The sequence below is a fragment of the Acidisoma sibiricum genome (genome assembly GCF_057837225.1).
In genome coordinates this window covers 1,730,649-1,747,616 of the sequence record NZ_CM174445.1, presented here as the reverse complement: position 1 = coordinate 1,747,616, position 16,968 = coordinate 1,730,649, and the positions used below count along the sequence as shown (strand labels likewise).

At 63.4% G+C, this 16,968-nt stretch carries 16 protein-coding genes, 1 tRNA gene and 1 riboswitch; of the genes, 8 read left to right on the top strand and 9 right to left on the bottom strand.

The window, feature by feature from the left end:
* The first annotated feature begins 85 nt into the window (after nucleotides 1–85).
* Nucleotides 86–1,405, top strand: coding sequence for an autotransporter strand-loop-strand O-heptosyltransferase (locus AC3G7M_RS08395; RefSeq protein ID WP_489216015.1), 1,320 nt, complete (start codon nucleotides 86–88; stop codon nucleotides 1,403–1,405).
* A gap of 5 nt (nucleotides 1,406–1,410) precedes the next feature.
* On the opposite strand, the gene serS is transcribed toward AC3G7M_RS08395, so the two are convergent.
* From serS to scpB, 4 genes are read right to left on the bottom strand one after another with little or no spacing between them, the layout of a single operon-like run.
* Entirely contained in the window at nucleotides 1,411–2,685 is a 1,275-nt protein-coding gene (gene serS, locus AC3G7M_RS08390) for a serine--tRNA ligase (RefSeq protein ID WP_489215574.1), read from the bottom strand.
* A 45-nt stretch (nucleotides 2,686–2,730) separates the two neighbouring features.
* A complete protein-coding gene (gene tatC / locus AC3G7M_RS08385; protein ID WP_489215572.1) occupies nucleotides 2,731–3,534 on the bottom strand; it encodes a twin-arginine translocase subunit TatC in 804 nt (267 codons plus the stop codon).
* 21 nt (nucleotides 3,535–3,555) lie between these two features.
* Nucleotides 3,556–4,071 (bottom strand): twin-arginine translocase TatA/TatE family subunit, encoded by a 516-nt coding sequence (locus AC3G7M_RS08380; RefSeq protein WP_489215570.1) that lies wholly within the window; start codon nucleotides 4,069–4,071, stop codon nucleotides 3,556–3,558.
* Between the two features lie 59 nt (nucleotides 4,072–4,130).
* Complete coding sequence (gene scpB, locus AC3G7M_RS08375) at nucleotides 4,131–4,832, bottom strand: SMC-Scp complex subunit ScpB (RefSeq protein WP_489215568.1); 702 nt, start codon at nucleotides 4,830–4,832, stop codon at nucleotides 4,131–4,133.
* A 200-nt stretch (nucleotides 4,833–5,032) separates the two neighbouring features.
* On the opposite strand from scpB, the gene AC3G7M_RS08370 reads away from it, so the two are divergent.
* The 5 genes from AC3G7M_RS08370 to rodA all read left to right on the top strand — a co-directional run bounded on the left by AC3G7M_RS08370 (nucleotide 5,033) and on the right by rodA (nucleotide 10,740).
* The gene (locus tag AC3G7M_RS08370) at nucleotides 5,033–6,076 is read left to right on the top strand and encodes a rod shape-determining protein (protein ID WP_489215566.1); all 1,044 of its coding nucleotides are present in this window, start codon (nucleotides 5,033–5,035) and stop codon (nucleotides 6,074–6,076) included.
* A 138-nt stretch (nucleotides 6,077–6,214) separates the two neighbouring features.
* Entirely contained in the window at nucleotides 6,215–7,117 is a 903-nt protein-coding gene (gene mreC, locus AC3G7M_RS08365; RefSeq protein ID WP_489215564.1) for a rod shape-determining protein MreC, read from the top strand.
* Between the two features lie 3 nt (nucleotides 7,118–7,120).
* Nucleotides 7,121–7,666: a rod shape-determining protein MreD gene (locus AC3G7M_RS08360; RefSeq protein ID WP_489215562.1), complete on the top strand. Its 546-nt coding sequence runs from the start codon at nucleotides 7,121–7,123 to the stop codon at nucleotides 7,664–7,666.
* 55 nt (nucleotides 7,667–7,721) lie between these two features.
* Nucleotides 7,722–9,590, top strand: coding sequence for a penicillin-binding protein 2 (gene mrdA / locus AC3G7M_RS08355; protein ID WP_489215560.1), 1,869 nt, complete (start codon nucleotides 7,722–7,724; stop codon nucleotides 9,588–9,590).
* A gap of 10 nt (nucleotides 9,591–9,600) precedes the next feature.
* Nucleotides 9,601–10,740 carry a rod shape-determining protein RodA gene (rodA, locus tag AC3G7M_RS08350; RefSeq protein ID WP_489215558.1) on the top strand — a complete coding sequence of 380 codons (1,140 nt, stop codon included), beginning with the start codon at nucleotides 9,601–9,603 and terminating at the stop codon, nucleotides 10,738–10,740.
* A 16-nt stretch (nucleotides 10,741–10,756) separates the two neighbouring features.
* Here the strand turns inward: rodA and AC3G7M_RS08345 are convergent, their stop codons facing one another.
* Nucleotides 10,757–11,467 carry a Stf0 family sulfotransferase gene (locus AC3G7M_RS08345; RefSeq protein ID WP_489215556.1) on the bottom strand — a complete coding sequence of 237 codons (711 nt, stop codon included), beginning with the start codon at nucleotides 11,465–11,467 and terminating at the stop codon, nucleotides 10,757–10,759.
* Between the two features lie 213 nt (nucleotides 11,468–11,680).
* Here AC3G7M_RS08345 and AC3G7M_RS08340 point away from each other — a divergent pair, with 213 nt between their 5' ends.
* Nucleotides 11,681–12,319 (top strand): HD domain-containing protein, encoded by a 639-nt coding sequence (locus tag AC3G7M_RS08340; RefSeq protein WP_489215554.1) that lies wholly within the window; start codon nucleotides 11,681–11,683, stop codon nucleotides 12,317–12,319.
* Here the strand turns inward: AC3G7M_RS08340 and AC3G7M_RS08335 are convergent.
* Nucleotides 12,316–12,810 (bottom strand): GNAT family N-acetyltransferase, encoded by a 495-nt coding sequence (locus tag AC3G7M_RS08335; RefSeq protein ID WP_489215552.1) that lies wholly within the window; start codon nucleotides 12,808–12,810, stop codon nucleotides 12,316–12,318. The genes AC3G7M_RS08340 and AC3G7M_RS08335 overlap by 4 nt on opposite strands.
* Nucleotides 12,811–14,001: an O-succinylhomoserine sulfhydrylase gene (metZ, locus tag AC3G7M_RS08330; RefSeq protein WP_489215550.1), complete on the bottom strand. Its 1,191-nt coding sequence runs from the start codon at nucleotides 13,999–14,001 to the stop codon at nucleotides 12,811–12,813.
* Between the two features lie 47 nt (nucleotides 14,002–14,048).
* Nucleotides 14,049–14,128, bottom strand: a riboswitch (SAM riboswitch).
* Between the two features lie 113 nt (nucleotides 14,129–14,241).
* Between metZ and AC3G7M_RS08325 the strand changes: the two genes are divergently transcribed.
* Nucleotides 14,242–14,315, top strand: a tRNA-Gly gene (locus AC3G7M_RS08325).
* A gap of 5 nt (nucleotides 14,316–14,320) precedes the next feature.
* Here AC3G7M_RS08325 and AC3G7M_RS08320 read toward each other — a convergent pair.
* Both AC3G7M_RS08320 and AC3G7M_RS08315 read right to left on the bottom strand, forming a co-directional pair.
* Complete coding sequence (locus AC3G7M_RS08320; RefSeq protein ID WP_489215548.1) at nucleotides 14,321–15,499, bottom strand: autotransporter strand-loop-strand O-heptosyltransferase; 1,179 nt, start codon at nucleotides 15,497–15,499, stop codon at nucleotides 14,321–14,323.
* A gap of 19 nt (nucleotides 15,500–15,518) precedes the next feature.
* Nucleotides 15,519–16,880, bottom strand: a complete 1,362-nt coding sequence (locus AC3G7M_RS08315; RefSeq protein WP_489215546.1) for an autotransporter strand-loop-strand O-heptosyltransferase — start codon at nucleotides 16,878–16,880, stop codon at nucleotides 15,519–15,521.
* Nucleotides 16,881–16,968 lie beyond the last annotated feature (88 nt).

The following is a 16,968-nucleotide window of genomic DNA, read 5'->3' as shown; positions in this document are numbered from 1 at the left end:
TCGATCCAAACCGCTCAGATCCTAGGCTTGATGGGTCCTTTCATCTCTTCTACGAAAAGAATTATTCTTGAGCTGGGACAGTGCTATGGACGCCAATCTGCGCAGCGCCGACGAGCTGGACGCCGCCGAGCCGGCTGCGGAACCGCCGATTACGGAGAGAGAGGCCCAGAGCGCTGCGCCACCCAAGGTCGATGCTCCGAAAGGCAGTTTTCCGCCGCCACCTACGACGCTCACGCAATCAGCGCCGCGTGGCATCAGGTTTGACTTCAACCACGGGGCTCGGGTTGTTCTGCCAACGCGAACGGAGGGCAAGTGGCGGGTGCGGTTACGCGATCTCGATACAGGCAATATCCTGTTCCAGAGCGATAACCAGGGCGCCTCGGTCCGTTCGTCCAAGCTGTTCTACGTCCGCTTCGGCATCGATGTCTGGGATGTTGACGATGCCGGCAAGGTGACGCCCGTCTTCACCCATGACTATGACGTGCGCGGGCGCGACGTGCTGATCCATTTCCCGGTCGGCACGCTGGGCGATACCATGGGCTGGTTCCCCTATGCCGCCCGCTTCGCCGCGGTCACCGGCGCCCGCGTCACCTGCGCTATGTCAGGCCTCATCATCCCGCTGTTTAAGGAGGCCTATCCCCATATCCGCCTCGTCACCCATGAAGAGGTCGTGGAGCAGAAGCTGGCCGACCAGGCCTATGCCACCTACTGCCTCGGCCTCTTCTTCGACGACGCGGCCTTCGAGTGGCAGCCGACGGATTTCCGCCATGTCGGCCTGCATCGCACTGCGGGCTATATTCTGGGCGTCGATCCCACCGAAGAGGCGCCGCGCATCATCCTGCCCGACGACAGCCGGCCCATTGCCGAGCCTTACGTCTGTATCGCGGTCCAGGCCTCGACCCAGAGCAAGCTCTGGAACAACCCGCATGGCTGGCGCGAGGTCATCGCCTTCCTCAAGGCCCGGGGGTTCCGCGTCATCTGCATCGACCAGAAGCCGGTGACCGGCGCGGGCATCGTCTGGAACCATATTCCCCATGGCGCCGAGGATGAGACCGGGGACCGGCCGCTGGCCGAACGCGCCCGCTGGCTGCGCCACGCTGCGGCCTTCGTCGGCCTGTCATCCGGCCTCTCCTGGCTTGCCTGGGCGGCCGGCTGCCCCGTGGTGATGATCAGCGGCTTCACCCATCCGAACAACGAATTCGACACGCCCTATCGCGTCATCAACTGGCATACCTGCAACAGCTGCTGGAACGACGTCCGCCATCGCTTCGATCACAAGGACTATCTCTACTGCCCCCGCCACAAGGGCACCGACCGCCAGTTTGAATGCACCAGGCTGATCACCGGAACACAGGTCATCAATACCCTCAAGCGCGTGCCCGCGGTCGCCGCACAGGCGGCCTGAGGGCTTCAGGGCTTGGAGATGATTTCCAGCCCGCCGAGATAGGGGCGCAGCGCCTCCGGCAGGCGGATGGAGCCATCAGCCTGCTGGTAGGTTTCCATCACCGCGATCAGCGCGCGGCCGACCGCGAGGCCGGAGCCGTTCAGCGTGTGGACGAAGGCAAGCGTCTTGCCGTCCGCTGCGCGGAGGCGGGCATTCATGCGTCGCGCCTGGAAGTCCCGCATATTCGAGCAGGAGCTGATCTCCCGCCAGGCCTGCTGGCCGGGTAGCCAGACCTCAAGATCGAAGGTCCGGGCCGCACCGAAGCCGGTATCGCCTGTGCAGAGCAGCATGCGGCGGTAGGTCAGGCCCAGGCGTTCCAACACGGTCTCGGCACAGCGCGTCATGCGCTCATGCTCGGCGTCGCTCTGCGCGGGATCGGTGATGGAGACCATCTCCACCTTGCGGAACTGGTGCTGGCGCAGCATGCCGCGGGTGTCGCGCCCGGCCGAGCCCGCTTCGCTGCGGAAGCAATCGGTTAAAGCGGTCATGCGCCAGGGCAGCCGCGCTGCCGGGGTGATTTCACCGGCTGCCATATTGGTCAGAGGCACTTCGGCGGTCGGGATCAGCCAGCGCCCGTCCGTCGTGCGGAACAGGTCTTCCGAAAATTTCGGCAGCTGGGAGGTGCCATAGACCGCTGCGTCATTGACGAGTGAGGGTACTGCCATCTCTTCGTAGCCATGCTCGGCCGTGTGCAGGTCGATCATGAACTGGCCGAGGGCACGTTCCAGCCGGGCGAGCGCGCCGCGCAGCACGGTGAAGCGGGCGCCGGCGAGCTTGGCCGCACCGGCGAAATCCATCAGCCCCAGCGCTTCGCCCAGCTCAAAATGCTGGCGCGGTGCGAAATCGAATTCTGCGGGCTGCCCCCAGGTCTTGAGCACGACATTGGCGCTCTCGTCGCGGCCATCAGGCACATCAGCGTCGAGGATATTGGGCAGTGCCTCCAGCACCGACTTGATATCCCGGTCGGCATCATCGGCCTGGGCTTGCAGCAGTTCCATCTCTGCCCGCAGAGAAATGGCGGTCTGCTCCAGTTCGGCCGTATCCGTCCCTTCCCGCTTGCCGCGGCCGATATCGCGCGAGAGTTCGTTGCGCTGCGCCTGCTTTTCCTGAAGCAGCGCGAGGGCGGCGCGGCGGCTTGCGTCCAGCGCCAGAATGGCCTCGCTCTGGGAGGTGAGGCCGCGGCGCGCCATGGCAGCGTCGAAGGAATCGGGTTCGGCGCGAATGGCGCGAATATCATGCATGGCTCAGGCTTTCAGTCTTGCAAGTCTATGCGGGGACCGCCGCGCTTATTCCTCGTCGAGCTTCGGCTCGACCAGCCGGACGCAGAGGATGGAAATTTCGTAGAGGACGATCAGCGGTACCGCGAGACCGGTCTGGGTCAGCACATCCGGCGGCGTCAGCACGGCGGCAACCACGAAACAGCCCACATAGGCATAGCGCCGGAACCGCTTGAGCGTTTTCGAGCGCAGGATGCCGACCTTGCCCATCAGCGTCAGCGCGACGGGCAGCTCGAAGGCAACACCGAAGGCGAAGACCAGCTTCATGACCAGGCCGAGATAGTCGGAGACGCGCGCCATCAGCTCGATCTGCATGCCGTCGGCGGCAGGATGGGCGGTGGGGGTCTGGAAGCTCAGAAAAAAGCGGAAGGCGGTCGGGAAGATAAAATAATAGGCGAGCGCGGCACCGGCCAGAAACAGGACAGGGGTCGCGACGATGAAGGGCAGCAGCGCCTTCTTCTCGCTCCGGTAGAGGCCGGGCGCGATGAACATCCAGATCTGCGTGGAAATGATGGGGAAGGAGACGAACAGGGCCGCGTAGAGCGAGACCTTGATATAGGTGAAAAAGGCTTCGTAGAGCTGCGTATAGATCAGGCGCGGCTCTTCGCCCCGGCTTTTGAGAATGGCGACCAGCGGATGGGCGATGAAGGCGTAGATCTGAAACGAAAAGTGGTAGCAGACCAGAAAGGCAATCAGCAGGCCGGCCGCCGACCACAGCAGGCGGCGGCGAAGCTCAGCCAGATGCTCCAGCAGCGGCATCGGCTTGTCGTCGATCACGTCGTTGTCTTCGCGCGCCACGTCAGACTGCCTCAATCTCTCTACAGGTTGATGCCGCTAACGGCGGATGCCAGGCGGAATGAAGGCCGGCCGCTGATCCGTCAAGGTAATGGTCGGCGGCACGAAAGACGGCCGCATCGGCCCCGCTTCCGCCAGCGCGACCGCCGGCTCCAGATCTTCCGGCCGATCGATCCGGTATTCCGGGAATTCGCCGACAGCCACCGCCTCGACACCCGTCCGATCCACACCCGCCATCACGCCGCCCGAGGCCGCGGTCGTCATAGGGTCCTCGAAAGCCGAGCGAATGGTACGATCGGGATCGATGATCCTGCCGATCTGCTTGCGGACATCGAGACCACCGCGCAGTTCGGCAATGCTATCCCGAACCTCATGCAGGTTCGCTTCCTTCACCAGATCGTCCATCTGGCCCTGGAATTCGCCCGCCATCTTGCGGGCTTTCTTGATCATGCCCGTGATCGAACGGATGGCCACCGGCATGTCTTTGGGGCCGATGAAAATCAGCGCAGCCGCAGCGATGACAGCAATATGGGCCCAGGACAGAAAATCGAACATGGTCGCGAATGTCTCCCGCGCGACTGCTAGCAGGAAGTGGGCCTATGGGGAACTCCGCCTCAGGCTTCCTTGGGCAGGTCTTCGCCGGAACCAGGGGAAATGCAGACCGCTGTGTCTTCGGCCTCGTCCTCAGTGTCAGCCTCATCACCATCGGACGCCTGCAGCCCGGCAGGATCGGGCAATTCCGGCTCCTCGCTCGCCGATGGGCGGGCGTCGGGCGGCACGCCCGGCGAGCCACCGAACATCGCGGAATCATTGATGAGGTCTTCGCGCCGCGGCAGATCCGATAGGGCCTTGAGGCCGAATTTGGTCAGGAAGGCCGGCGTCGTGCCCCAGAGAGTCGGACGGCCTGGGGAATCCTTGCGTCCGCGCGGCGCGATCAATTCGGCCTCCAGCAAGGCATCGAGGGTGTTCTGCGACAGAGCCGTGCCACGCACCTCTTCGATTTCGCCGCGCGTGACCGGCTGGCGATAGGCGATGATCGCGAGCGTCTCCATCGCCACGCGCGGCAGCCGGCGGGGCACCTCGATGACCCTGGTGAGGCGTGGCGCCAGATCGGGCGCTGTGCGGAATTGCAGTCCGCCCGCGACCTCGACCAATTCGACGCCACGGCCGGCATAGCGGTCGCGGAGGGCCGCCACGACATCGGTGACGGCCTCATCCTCAGGCAAAAGCGGCCTGAGCGCCTGAGGCGCAATAGGCGTGGCCGAGGCAAAAATCAGTGCTTCCGCGAGGCGGAGGCTGTCGTCAGATACCGTCATCGTGTTCCGAACTTGGTCGCAGATCCGGCGAGGGGACACCAGGCCGGGGGGTTAGCTAGCCGATGCGCCTCCCCCGACACCAGCCTCACTGCACCCGAAAATCCATCGCAGGAGCAAGAGATGCTTTTCTACCCCTTGTGAAGGCCTGGGCACGCAGGTAAGCCCGCGCGCGTTGCTGCCGCGTGGAAGGTTCTCTCTTTATGTTTTCTCGCATCCTCGGAATGATGTCCGCCGATATGGCGATCGACCTCGGCACGGCGAATACCCTCGTCTATGTCAAAGGCCGCGGGATCGTGCTGAACGAGCCCTCGGTGGTCGCAATCGCTGATGTGCGCGGTAAAAAGCAGGTCCTCGCCGTCGGCGAAGAGGCGAAGAACATGCTGGGCCGCACCCCTGGCAACATCTCTGCCATCCGCCCCATGCGTGACGGCGTGATCGCCGACTTTGAAATCGCCGAGGAGATGATCAAACACTTCATCCGCAAAGTGCATCATCGCCGCAGCTTCGCGAGCCCCCTGATCATCGTCTGCGTGCCGTCCGGCTCGACCGCCGTTGAGCGCCGCGCCATTCAGGAAAGCGCCGAGAGCGCCGGCGCCCGCAAGGTGCTGCTGATCGAAGAGCCAATGGCGGCCGCCATCGGCGCCGGCCTGCCGGTGACCGAGCCTTCGGGCAGCATGGTGGTCGATATCGGCGGCGGCACGACGGAAGTGGCCGTGATTTCGCTGGGCGGCATCGTCTACGCCCGCAGCGTGCGCACGGGCGGCGACAAGCTGGACGAGGCGATCATCAGCTATATCCGCCGTCACCATAATCTGCTGATCGGCGAGAGCACGGCCGAGCGCATCAAGATGGATATCGGTGCGGCGATGACGGATGCCCCCGGCATCGACGGCCCGTGGCGCGAAGTGAAGGGCCGCGACCTGATGCATGGCGTGCCGCGCGAGGTCATGGTCAGCCAGCGCCAGATTGCCGAAAGCCTGACCGAGCCGGTGAGCGCCATCGTGGAAGCGGTCAAGGTTGCCCTGGAAAACACGCCGCCGGAACTCGCTGCCGATATCGTGGACAAGGGCATCGTGCTGACCGGCGGTGGCGCCCTGCTGCATCGTCTGGACCAGGTGCTGCGGGACGAGACCGGCCTGCCGGTCGTGGTGGCGGAAGAGCCGCTGCAATGCGTGGCACTTGGCACCGGCCGCGCTCTCGAAGAGATGAAGCGTCTCCAGAACGTCCTGACCTCGATGTACTGAGCAGAGCCGGGGTGGCCCCCTATCCCGGGCGCCATTCCGTTCGCGCAGGTGGCAAACGCAGGTTTGAGTCGATTCTCGGGGCAGCGGCGCGTATAGCCCCTCTTTGGCTTTCGTCTCAGTCTTGGAGATCCAGACGCGGTGATACGGCTGTCTATTCCTGTCCGCCAGGCTCTGGAAAAACTGTCCCTCCCGGTTCTGATCGCGGCGGCATTTGGCCTGATGCTGATCGGCAAGGCCGATGCGGTGCTGGCCGTAGAAGTGCGGGTCGCCCTGGCTGACCTGCTTTCTCCCATCTATGCCGTCATGGCCGAACCTCTGGCTGACCTGCGCAGCGCGGGTGCCGATCTGGTTGGCATCTGGGATATTCGTGCCGAAAATGCGCGGCTGCGCATCGAGAACGAGAAGCTACGCCGGTGGCAGGCGGCGGCGCTTGCCCTTGAAGCACAGAACCAGGAATTCAAGGCTGAGCTAAACTGGATGCCGCCTGCGGCACCGGCCTTCACCACGGCCCCGGTTGTCGCCGATACCGGCGGCGTTTATGCCCGCTCGGTGCTGCTGGCGGTGACGCCGTCACGAAAGGTCGTATTGGGCGAAATTGCGCTTGATGACCGCGGTGTCGTGGGACGGGTGACCGAGGTGGGCAATCGTAGCGCCCGCGTGCTGCTGATCACCGATATCAACAGCCGCGTGCCGGTGACGATGGAAAGCGGGGGCGCCCACGCCATCATGGAAGGCACCAATGGCGCATTTCCGGTGCTGCGCTATTGGCCCGAAGGATCGGCGCCTGTCGAAGGCGAGCGGGTCATGACCAGCGCGGCCGTGGGCGCCTTCCCGCCCGGCCTGCCGCTGGGCACCGTGCATTACAATGCGGATCACGTGGCGCAGGTCTACCCCGTGGCCGATCTCGACCATCTGTCGATGGTGCGCCTGTTCGACTATGGCGATACCGGGGTGGAAGCGCCTGATGCGCCGCCCGGGCGTAAACTGATGCAGCAGCCGCCTCCGGCACCCGCCAAAGGCACGCCTGTAAAGGCGCGCTAGTTCGTGGAAAAGACGCCGGGTATCCGGCCACGGCGGAGCTGGGGCCAGCGCCTGGATCGCGCCGCCCGCCATGGCTTTCCGGCCGCCACAACGATCGCCGGGATGATTCTGTTGGCCGCGCCCTTCGGGCTTCCCGGACAGGCACAGCTCATGCCTGCCTTCACCCTGGCGGCTGTCTTCTTCTGGTCGCTGTTCCGCCCGACATCCTTGCCCCCACCCCTGACCTTTCTGCTGGGGCTGCTCGCGGATCTGCTTGGGGACATGCCTCTGGGCACGAATGTGGTGGTGCTTCTCCTGACCCAGCTGCTGGTCGTGCGCAGCCGCCGCTATCTGCCGCATAAGGGCTTTCTGTTCGTTTGGCTGGTGTTCGTCGCAGTGGCGGCCGTCGCCGCGCTGCTGCAATGGGGCTTCGCCTGCCTGATGAGCTGGGTGATCTACCCACCGATTGCCGGGCTGGCGCAGTTTCTGCTGACGGCCGGGCTATATCCGCTGCTCGCCACGGTCTTCACACAAGCGCATCGTAGCATTGCCGCACCGGAGCGCGTCTGATGTGCCTTACGAAAGAGACACGCCATCTCCGTTCGCGTCCTGATAAGAGGCGCTGATGAAGAAGGAAATCATGCGGAGCGGGATCTTCACCCGCCGGGCACTGCTTGTCGCCGGCGGAGAAATTGCCGTCTTCGGATTGCTGGGCGCCAAGCTGTACAAAATGCAGGTGGTGGATGGTGAGAAATACACCGCCATGGCCCGTGGCAATTCCGTTAGCATCCGCCTGCTGCCGGCGTCTCGTGGGCGTATCTTCGACCGTTTCGGCGTGGCTTTGGCCACCAACCGGCAGAACTGGCGCGCTTTGCTGATGGTCGAACAGACCAATGATACTGGCTCGGTTCTCGACGCCTTTTCCAAACTTGTGCCCTTGTCCGATAGCGAGCGCGCCCGCATTACGCGCGAGTTGCATACCCACCAGCGCTACGTACCCGTGATGCTGCAGGACTTTCTGACCTGGGAGCAAATGGCGCTGATCGAAGTGAATGCGCCCAACCTGCCGGGAGTGCTGATCGACGTTGGCTCGACCCGCATCTATCCGCAATCGGAACTCCTGTCCCATGTCGTAGGCTATGTGGCGCCGCCGCATGACGCCGATCTAAAATCCGACCCGACGCTCGCCATGCCCGGCATGCGTGTCGGCCGCACGGGCGTCGAAGGCTTCAACGACGTCGCTCTGCGCGGCCATGCCGGCGCCCAGCAGCTTGAGGTCAATGCCGTCGGCCGCGTGATCCGGGAACTTGACCGGCAAGAAGGCACGCCTGGCACCGATATCGGGCTCAGCATCGACACTGCCTTGCAGCAAGCGACCGCAAACCATCTCGTCGGGCTCAGCGCGAGCGCCGTGGTGATGGACCCGCGCAATGGCGAGGTGCTGGCCATGGTCAGCCAGCCGAGCTTCGATCCCAGCCTCTTCGATAGCGGCGTCAGTAATACGCAGTGGCAGAGCTGGATGAACGATCCCCGCAAGCCGCTGATCAACAAAGCCGCCGCCGGCCTTTATCCGCCGGGATCGACCTTCAAGCCGGCGGTCGCCATGGCGGGACTGAGTTCAGGCGCCATCGGCCCGGACGAGCTTTTGAACTGTCCAGGGCATTTCGACCTTGGCAATGCCCGCTTCTATTGCTGGCGCTCATGGGGCCACGGCATGCAGGACGTGAAGACCGCGCTGAAAAACAGCTGCGACGTCTTCTTCTATCAGGTGGCGCTGCGCACTGGCATTGATTCGTTGGCGTCCTATGCCAAGCGTTTCGGCATCGGTGCCGATACTGGCATGGACATCACCAATGTCTCCAATGGCTTCATGCCGACCAAGGCCTGGCGCGCCCGGCAGCATAAGGGCTGGCCGCTCGGCGATACGGTGGTGAGCGGCATCGGCCAGGGCTATATCCTGGCGACGCCGCTATCGCTGGCGACACTCTGCTCCCGCGTCGCCACAGGCCGCGCCATACAGCCGCATGTCGCGCGCCACCGCGATGGCGTGTTGCAGACCGGCACCGCTGCCGAGGACTGGCCCGAGATGGGCATGCCCAACCATTATTTCTCTCTCGTTCGGCAGGGCATGTGGGAGGTCATCAATGCCCCCGATGGCACCGGCAAGATCGCCAAGCTGCAAGTCCCTGGCGTACAGATGGCGGGCAAGACCGGGAGCGCCCAGGTTGTCCGCGTCAGCCGGGCCGCCCGTGAGCGCGGCTTCAACTCCATGAGCCTGCCCTGGGCGCTGCGGCCGCATGCTTTGTTTATCGGTTTCGCGCCGTTCGATGCGCCGCGCTATGCGGTGGCCGTCGTCGTGGAACACGGCAATGCCGGCGCGGATGCCGCCGCACCCGTCGCCCGCGATATCATGACGGATGCGCTGACGCTGGACCCGGCTGGCCGCGACAAGCCGCTGAACCCACCACCCGCACCCCCCCTGCAAAGCTCGTGAGAACCGGCGCATGATGGAACGGCGCCTGTGGCGGGAAGGCTCGCTCGGTATTGCTGGCAAGGTCTGGCAGACGAACTGGTTCTTCGTCCTCCTCATCTGCTGTCTGGCGGCTGTCGGCTATGTGGCACTGTATTCGGCGGCGGGCGGCTCGCCCGAGCCCTATGCCCAGAAGCAACTCATCCGTTTCTGCATCGGCCTCGTGATCATGGTGGCGATCGCGATGACCGATATCCGCGTCATCGCGCGCTATTCCTGGTGGCTCTATGCACTGGGCATCATCCTGCTACTGGTCGTCGCCAAATACGGCCATGTCGGCAAGGGTGCGCAGCGCTGGATTGCTATCGGCGGCTTTCAGTTGCAGCCGAGCGAGTTGATGAAGATCTTTCTCGCCCTAGCCCTCGCCCGATGGTTCCAAAGCGCGAGTTACGAGCAGGTGGGGCGCATCCGCTTCCTGGTTGTGCCGGTGCTGGCCATCCTGCTGCCTGTCGGTCTTATCCTGAAGGAGCCCAACCTGGGCACGGCGGTCATTACCGGCACGATCGGGGCGACCGTCCTGCTGGCGGCGGGCGTCCGCTGGTGGAAATTCGCGATCGTCATTGCCGGCCTGGCCGCTGCCGTGCCGCTGGCTTACGAGCATCTGCACGACTACCAGCGCCAGCGCATCCTGACCTTCATGCACCCGGAACGCGATCCCTTGGGGACCGGATATAACATCCTGCAATCCAAGATCGCGCTGGGTTCCGGCGGCATGTGGGGGCGCGGCTTCCTGAACGGCAGCCAGGGCAATCTGGACTTCCTGCCCGAGAAGCAGACCGACTTCATCTTCGATCTGATCGCCGAGCAGTTCGGCCTGGTCGGCAGTCTTTGCGTGCTCGGGCTGCTGCTGCTGATCGTTCTCGGCAGCATGCTCATCGCCTTGCGATGTCGCCATCAATTCGGCCGGTTGGTCGCCCTTGGCATCAGCGTCGATCTATTTTTGTATGTCTTCGTCAATATCGCCATGGTCATGGGCGCGATCCCGGTGGGTGGCGTGCCCTTGCCGCTGATCTCCTACGGCGGATCTGTGCTGATTACGGCGATGATCGCCTTCGGAATCCTGATGTCGGTCCATGTCCATCGGGACGTGGAGTTTGAGGGCAAGGACCTCTGACCGCCCGACGCCCGGTTTAAAGCCCGGCGTCATAGCGCGCCCGCCATGCCTGCTTGACGGTACTCGTCTGGCGCTGGATCGGTAACGCGCCGAGATTGCCGATGAAAGGGTCGAAACCGAGCCAGGCGCCGATCTCTGCCAGATGCTCCTGCGGGCGCTGCATTACCGCCTCATAGGCAAGATGCTTGGGCACCAGACCGTTAGAGGCGAAGAAGCGATAGAAGCCAAAGATCTGTTCCGCGATCTGGGCTTCCTGGCGCTGAATGATCGCCCGGTCATAGATCAGCGCCTCCTCCGGCATCACGGCCCTCTGCTCTGAGGTCCATTGCTGGTTTTGGATGGCGACCAGTCTTGAAATCGCCTGCGCCAGACGATCCTGCCGCTCGATCAGAATGAAATGGGACCGGTCGATGATCTGATCCAGAACATCAGCCTCGGTCAGCATAATGAGCTGCTCAATACCGATTTTGGCCGTCAGCCAGCCACTCATATTCAAGCGGCGGCACAGGAAGTTCACATAGCCGGAGAGGGAGTGCAGGTCGTGCGCAGCGACGTGCATCTCCATGCTTGGCGCATTGAAGACCTCCTCCGCCGTATTGAGCACGCCTGTGGAGGCAATGAGATGCGCCAGAAAATTGGACCCGGACCGATTGGTGAAGCACAGAAACAGGAAGCGCATGTCGGGGTCGATTTGCTCCCGCGGGGGCCTCGGCCCGAAGAGCGGCACCAGGGAATTCCTGTGATAGCGCTCAATCCTTGCCAATGCGGTGGGCAAGATCAGACGGGACTTACGGCCCATGCTTGACCTGTCCGGGCGGCTGCAAGGCCAACCCGCCGAAACGCATCTGGCCCCCGTCAGCGCCGATGCCTAAAACAAAGCGGGGACAGCACATCCGCTGATGGATTGTCATAAAACCATCATGCTTAAAGGAATGGGATTTTGAAATCATCCGCGTGGCTCGATCAGATCGGCGGCCGCCTTGCCAATCAGCTGCGCTTCCTGCTGGAAGCGGATCGTCTGAAGGGTGTCATTCGCCTCAACCAGATCGCCGACGGATCACGGCGGGAGAATACGGCCGAACATTCCTGGCATCTGACCTTGTTCGCCCTGGTGCTGCAGGATTATGCGGTCGATCCGGTGGATATCTCGCGGGTAGTGCAGATGCTGATCCTGCATGATCTGGTCGAAATCGAAGCCGGCGACACGCCGCTGCACCTGACCCTGAACAATACCGACCAGGCAGTGCGCGAGCAGGCCGCTGCTGATCTTCTCTTCGGCATGCTGCCGGGGGATCAAGGGACGGCGTTCAGAGCGCTGTGGGATGAGTTTGAAGCGGCAGAAAGTGCCGATGCCCGCTTCGCCAAAGCCTGCGACCGGCTGCAGCCGATTCTGCTCAACCATGTCGTTGGCGGGGGCACCTGGTCGGTGCGCCCCGACTTCAATATCGACATGGAAAAGCAGCTGACCCATCGCATCGAGCATGGCTCCCCGACACTCTGGGCGGCGGCGGAAGTCGTTTTCGCCGATGCGGTGGCCTGCGGCTGGCTGAAGCCCGCACCGGTGACTGATCCCGTCTAAAGCGTCTGAAACATCACCAGAGCATCGACGAGGCCGAGATGCGGATGGTCGAAGGCCTGTGGCAGGCGGCAGAGTGTTTCAAAGCCAAGGCTGGTCCAGAGATGGACGGCAGGCTGATTGCTGCTGATGACGAAGTTGAACTGCATGGCCCGGAAGCCCCTTGCCTTTGCATGCATAAGGGCGAAGCGGCCCATGGCGCGCGCGATGCCGCGGCCGGTGGCCTGAGCCGCCGTCGCGAAGCCGGCATTGGCGACATGCGCGCCGCCGCCCTGCTGGTTCGGCTGCAGGTAGAAGGTGCCGAGCACTTCCCCGTCTGCTTCGGCTACAAAAACCTCATGCGCAGGCATGAACCAATAAGCAAGCGCCTGGTCCGCCGACCAGTCGGGGGGGAGCGCATATGTCTCCCCTGCCGCGATGATCGGCCCGATGATGGCCCAGACCGCCGGCCTGTCGGACGCGGCGGCCGGCCGGATAGCAAGACCCTCCGTCATTCAGGCAGCTGCCGCGGCCAGTGCCTGGGTGAGGTCGTCGATGATATCTGCCGGATCTTCGAGACCGATCGAGAGCCGCACGACGCCGGCAGTGATGCCGAGCTTGGCGCGCTCCTCAGCACCCACACGCATATGCGTCGTCGTCGCGGGGTGGGTGATGAGGGATTTGGAATCACCGAGATTGTTGGAAATCGCGATCAGCTCAAGCGCATTGAGGAAGCGGAAGGCGGCCTCCTTGCTGCCGAGATCGAAGGTAACGAGCGTGCCGCCCGCGGTCATCTGGCGAAGAGCCAAGTCGCGCTGCGGATGGCTCTCCAGCGTCGGATAGAAGACGCGGGCGACCTTGGCATGGGCCTCCAGGAAGCGGGCGACCTGTTCCGCCGACCGGCACGAGGCATCGACCCGCAGCGTCAGCGTTTCCAGCCCCTTCAGCAGCAGCCAGGCATTGAAGGGCGAAAGCGCCGGGCCGGTATTGCGGGTGAAGGGCTGCAAGACCTCTTCGATCCATGTCTTGGACCCCAGCACGGCGCCGCCGAGAACGCGTCCCTGACCATCGATATGCTTGGTGCAGGAATAGACGACGACATCGGCGCCCAGTTCGAGCGGCTTCTGCAGCAGGGGTGTGGCGAAGACGTTGTCGACCACGACAATGGCACCGGACGCATGGGCGAGATCGGCGACGGCCTGAAGATCCACGATCTCAAGCATCGGGTTGGAGGGCGTCTCCAGCAGCACGAGCTGGGTCGGCGTCGCCAGCGCTTGCGCCCAGCCGGCGAGATCGGCCCCATCGACGAAGACCGTCTCGATACCGTAGCGCGGCAGCAGGTTGGCGACGATCCAGTAGCAGGAGCCGAACAGCGCACGGGAGGCGACGACGCGATCCCCGGTCTTCAGATGGCTGAGGAGGGCCGAAGAAACCGCCGCCATGCCAGTGGCGGTCGCACGACAGGCTTCGGCACCCTCCAGCAGAGCGAGGCGCCCTTCCAGCATCTGCACGGTAGGATTGCCGAACCGGGAATATTGAAAATGCTCGACCTCCCCCAGGAAGGTCTGCTCGGCCTGTTCCGCGCTGTCATAGACGAAGCCGGAGGTCAGGAAGAGAGCCTCGGTCGTTTCCCCGAAATTGCTGCGCATGGTGCCGCCATGCACCAGAAGGCTGGCGGGGCGGAGGGTCTTGGGCAGTGTAATCATGGCGATGGGCCTCTCTTCGAGAAACCCGGCCGTGGATGCAGTAAGGGCACGAGCCCCCACTGGCCTCTTTAGCGCGCTTCTTTAACCTCGCCGCAATCCGGCCGGACAAATCACGAGGGGGCAAACCCTGCCCTGGCACCATGCATAGGACCGGCTTCGCGCCTACGTCAACGCCGCCTGGCATGGGGGAGCTTTTCAAACGCCGCAGGGAAAGCTATGAATCAGTCCACCGAGCGCTACGCGGGTATGGTGTAATGGTAGCTCGTCAGCTTCCCAAGCTGAATGCGCGGGTTCGATTCCCGCTACCCGCTCCAGCGTTTCACGCCGTGACGAGACCACGATCCACCAGTGCGGCGATGGCCGGCACGCGCTGGATGGTGGCGATGACTTGCTGCGCCGTGATCGCCCGGCTGCATTCAAACATGCGCGGCGTATCCTTATGCCGCGGGCACCACAGAAAATCGGCGCGGTCCTGATTATTGAAATTGGTCGTGTCGTCGTTCCAGCAGGAATTGCACACATGCCAGTTGATGACGCGATAGGGCGTCTCAAACTCATTGATCGGATGCGTGAAGCCGGAAATCATTACGACAGGCGCGCCCGCCGCCCAGGCCAGCCAGGACAGGCCTGAGGAAAGCCCCACGAAGACCGATGCATGGCGCAGCCAGCGCGCCCGCTCGGTCAGCGGCCGGTCTCCGGTCTGATCCTCGGCCGCGCGGGGAATAGTGTTGCGCATCATGCCCCGGGTTTCGGTCTGGCGCTGGTCGATGCAGATGACGCGCAGGCCAAGCGATTGCAGAAAGGCAACCGTCTTGTCCCAGCCGTCAGGGTTGTTCCAGTATTTGGCCTGGCCCGTCGCCTGGGTCGCGATGCAGGCATAGGGTTCCGGGATCGGCCGGCTTTCATCCGGCAGGGCCAGAATGGGGCGGAGTTCCTTCTGCTCAATACCCAGGAGATGCGCGGCATTGCCTTGCAGGCTGAGCCAGCGGCCCTCGCATGGATTCCAATCACGGTTAACGTCGCCGAAGAACATCATCATCTTATAGGTCGCGTAATAGGCGTAACCGTCCACCGTTTCGGGCGTGATGAAACGGATATGGGGATAGGCATCGCGAAAGAGCGGGATGAGATGTTCGGACATGCAGCAGGTGAGTTTGCATTGATGCCTGGCCGCGAATTCGGCCGCATAGGGAAACCAGGCGAGGATGTCGCCGAGCGTGCCGATATGGAAGCGGATCAGGACATTACGGCCATGGGCATCGTAGCTGTGGTCCAGCACCGATGTTTCGCCGTCAAAGACTTCGATGCGCCCGCGGAAGAACCATTTCTTGGTGCTGGAGACCGTGCCGCCGGCGAAGGTGGCGTCATACAGCGCGTTGCCGGTGTCGATATCGGATAGTCGTATCCGCCACTGGCCGTCTTCGCGCCGTGGCACGGCGACGCGGATGCCTTCATTGAAATCATAGCGAATACCCTGTGCGGCTTCGATCACAGGCACGGTCGCGGGAGCATCCGGCCTACGCACCGGCTGCCTCGCTTGCCGCCTGTGCGGCGACCGCGGGCACGCGCTTGAGGGTATTGATGACCTGTGTTCCGGTGATCAGCCTGGTGCATTCAAACTGGCGGTCGGTGCCCTTGTGGCGGGGGCAGTAGAGATAGTCCTTGTGATCGAAGCGATGGCGGACGTCGTTCCAGCAGCTGTTGCAGGTATGCCAGTTGATGACGCGATAGGGCGTGTCGAATTCGTTGTTCGGATGGGTGAAGCCGCTGATCATCACCACAGGGCAGCCGGCCGCCCAGGCAAGCCAGGAGAGGCCGGATGACAGGCCGACGAAGGCCGCAGCGTGGCGCAGCCAGCGGGCGCGTTCGGCCAGCGGCCGGTCCCCGGTCTCATCCTCGGCGCCATGGGGAATATGGTTCCAGACGATGCCCGCGCCGGTCACCGGCTTCTGGTCGATGCAGATGACGCGGAACCCCCGGGCCTTGAGGAAGGCGATGACCTCGCGCCAGCCATGCGGGTTGTTCCAGAGCTTGCTCTGGGTCGAGGCCTGGACCGCGATACAGACGTAAGGCTCGGCAATGGGCCGGCTGTCGTCGGGCAGGGTGATGCGCGGCGCGTCCTCGGTGGGATCGACGCCCAGAATATAGCCCGCAGTGCGATGCAGGCCGACATGGCGGAAATCCGTCGGCTGCCACTCGAAGGCCGCGTCGTCGAAGAAGAGGCCGAGGCAGTAGGTGGCATAGGCCTGGTCGGCCAGCTTCTGCTCCACGACCTCTTCATGGGTGACGAGGCGGATATGGGGATAGGCCTCCTTAAACAGCGGGATGATGAGGCCTGACATGGCGCAGGTGACGCGGGCGCCGGTGACCGCGGCGAAGCGGGCGGCATAGGGGAACCAGCCCATGGTATCGCCCAGCGTGCCGACCGGGAAATGGATCAGCACGTCGCGCCCGCGCACGTCATAGTCATGGGTGAAGACGGGCGTCACCTTGCCGGCATCGTCAACATCCCAGACATCGATGCCGAAGCGGACGTAGAACCGCTTAGACGAACGAATAAAGGCACCCTTGTTGTCGTTTTGAAACAGAATATTGCCCGTATCGAGATCCCGAAGGCGAATGCGCCAGGACCCCGTGCTGCGCTGCGGCAAAACGACCCGCGCACCATGATTGATATCAAAGCGGATGCTATGAGGACCGGCTTGCGTTGGCACCTCAGACGTCGGCGGGAAGCTCGATTGTGACGGAGCGCTCGGGGGCGGCGTTGGTGTGCCCTCACCCGAAACCGTTGCGGAATCGGAGGAGGCTTTTGCGTCATCGCCTGCGGTGGTCTGCAGAGTCCCGCCGTCAGGTCTAATGTTCGGATCGTCGTATGGCATGGATGATCATCTCACTCAGCGCAGCCGCAGAACATGAACGAATAATGAAGCCGGCTGTGGTGCAGCAGGGACGGGGTATGACCCCCCT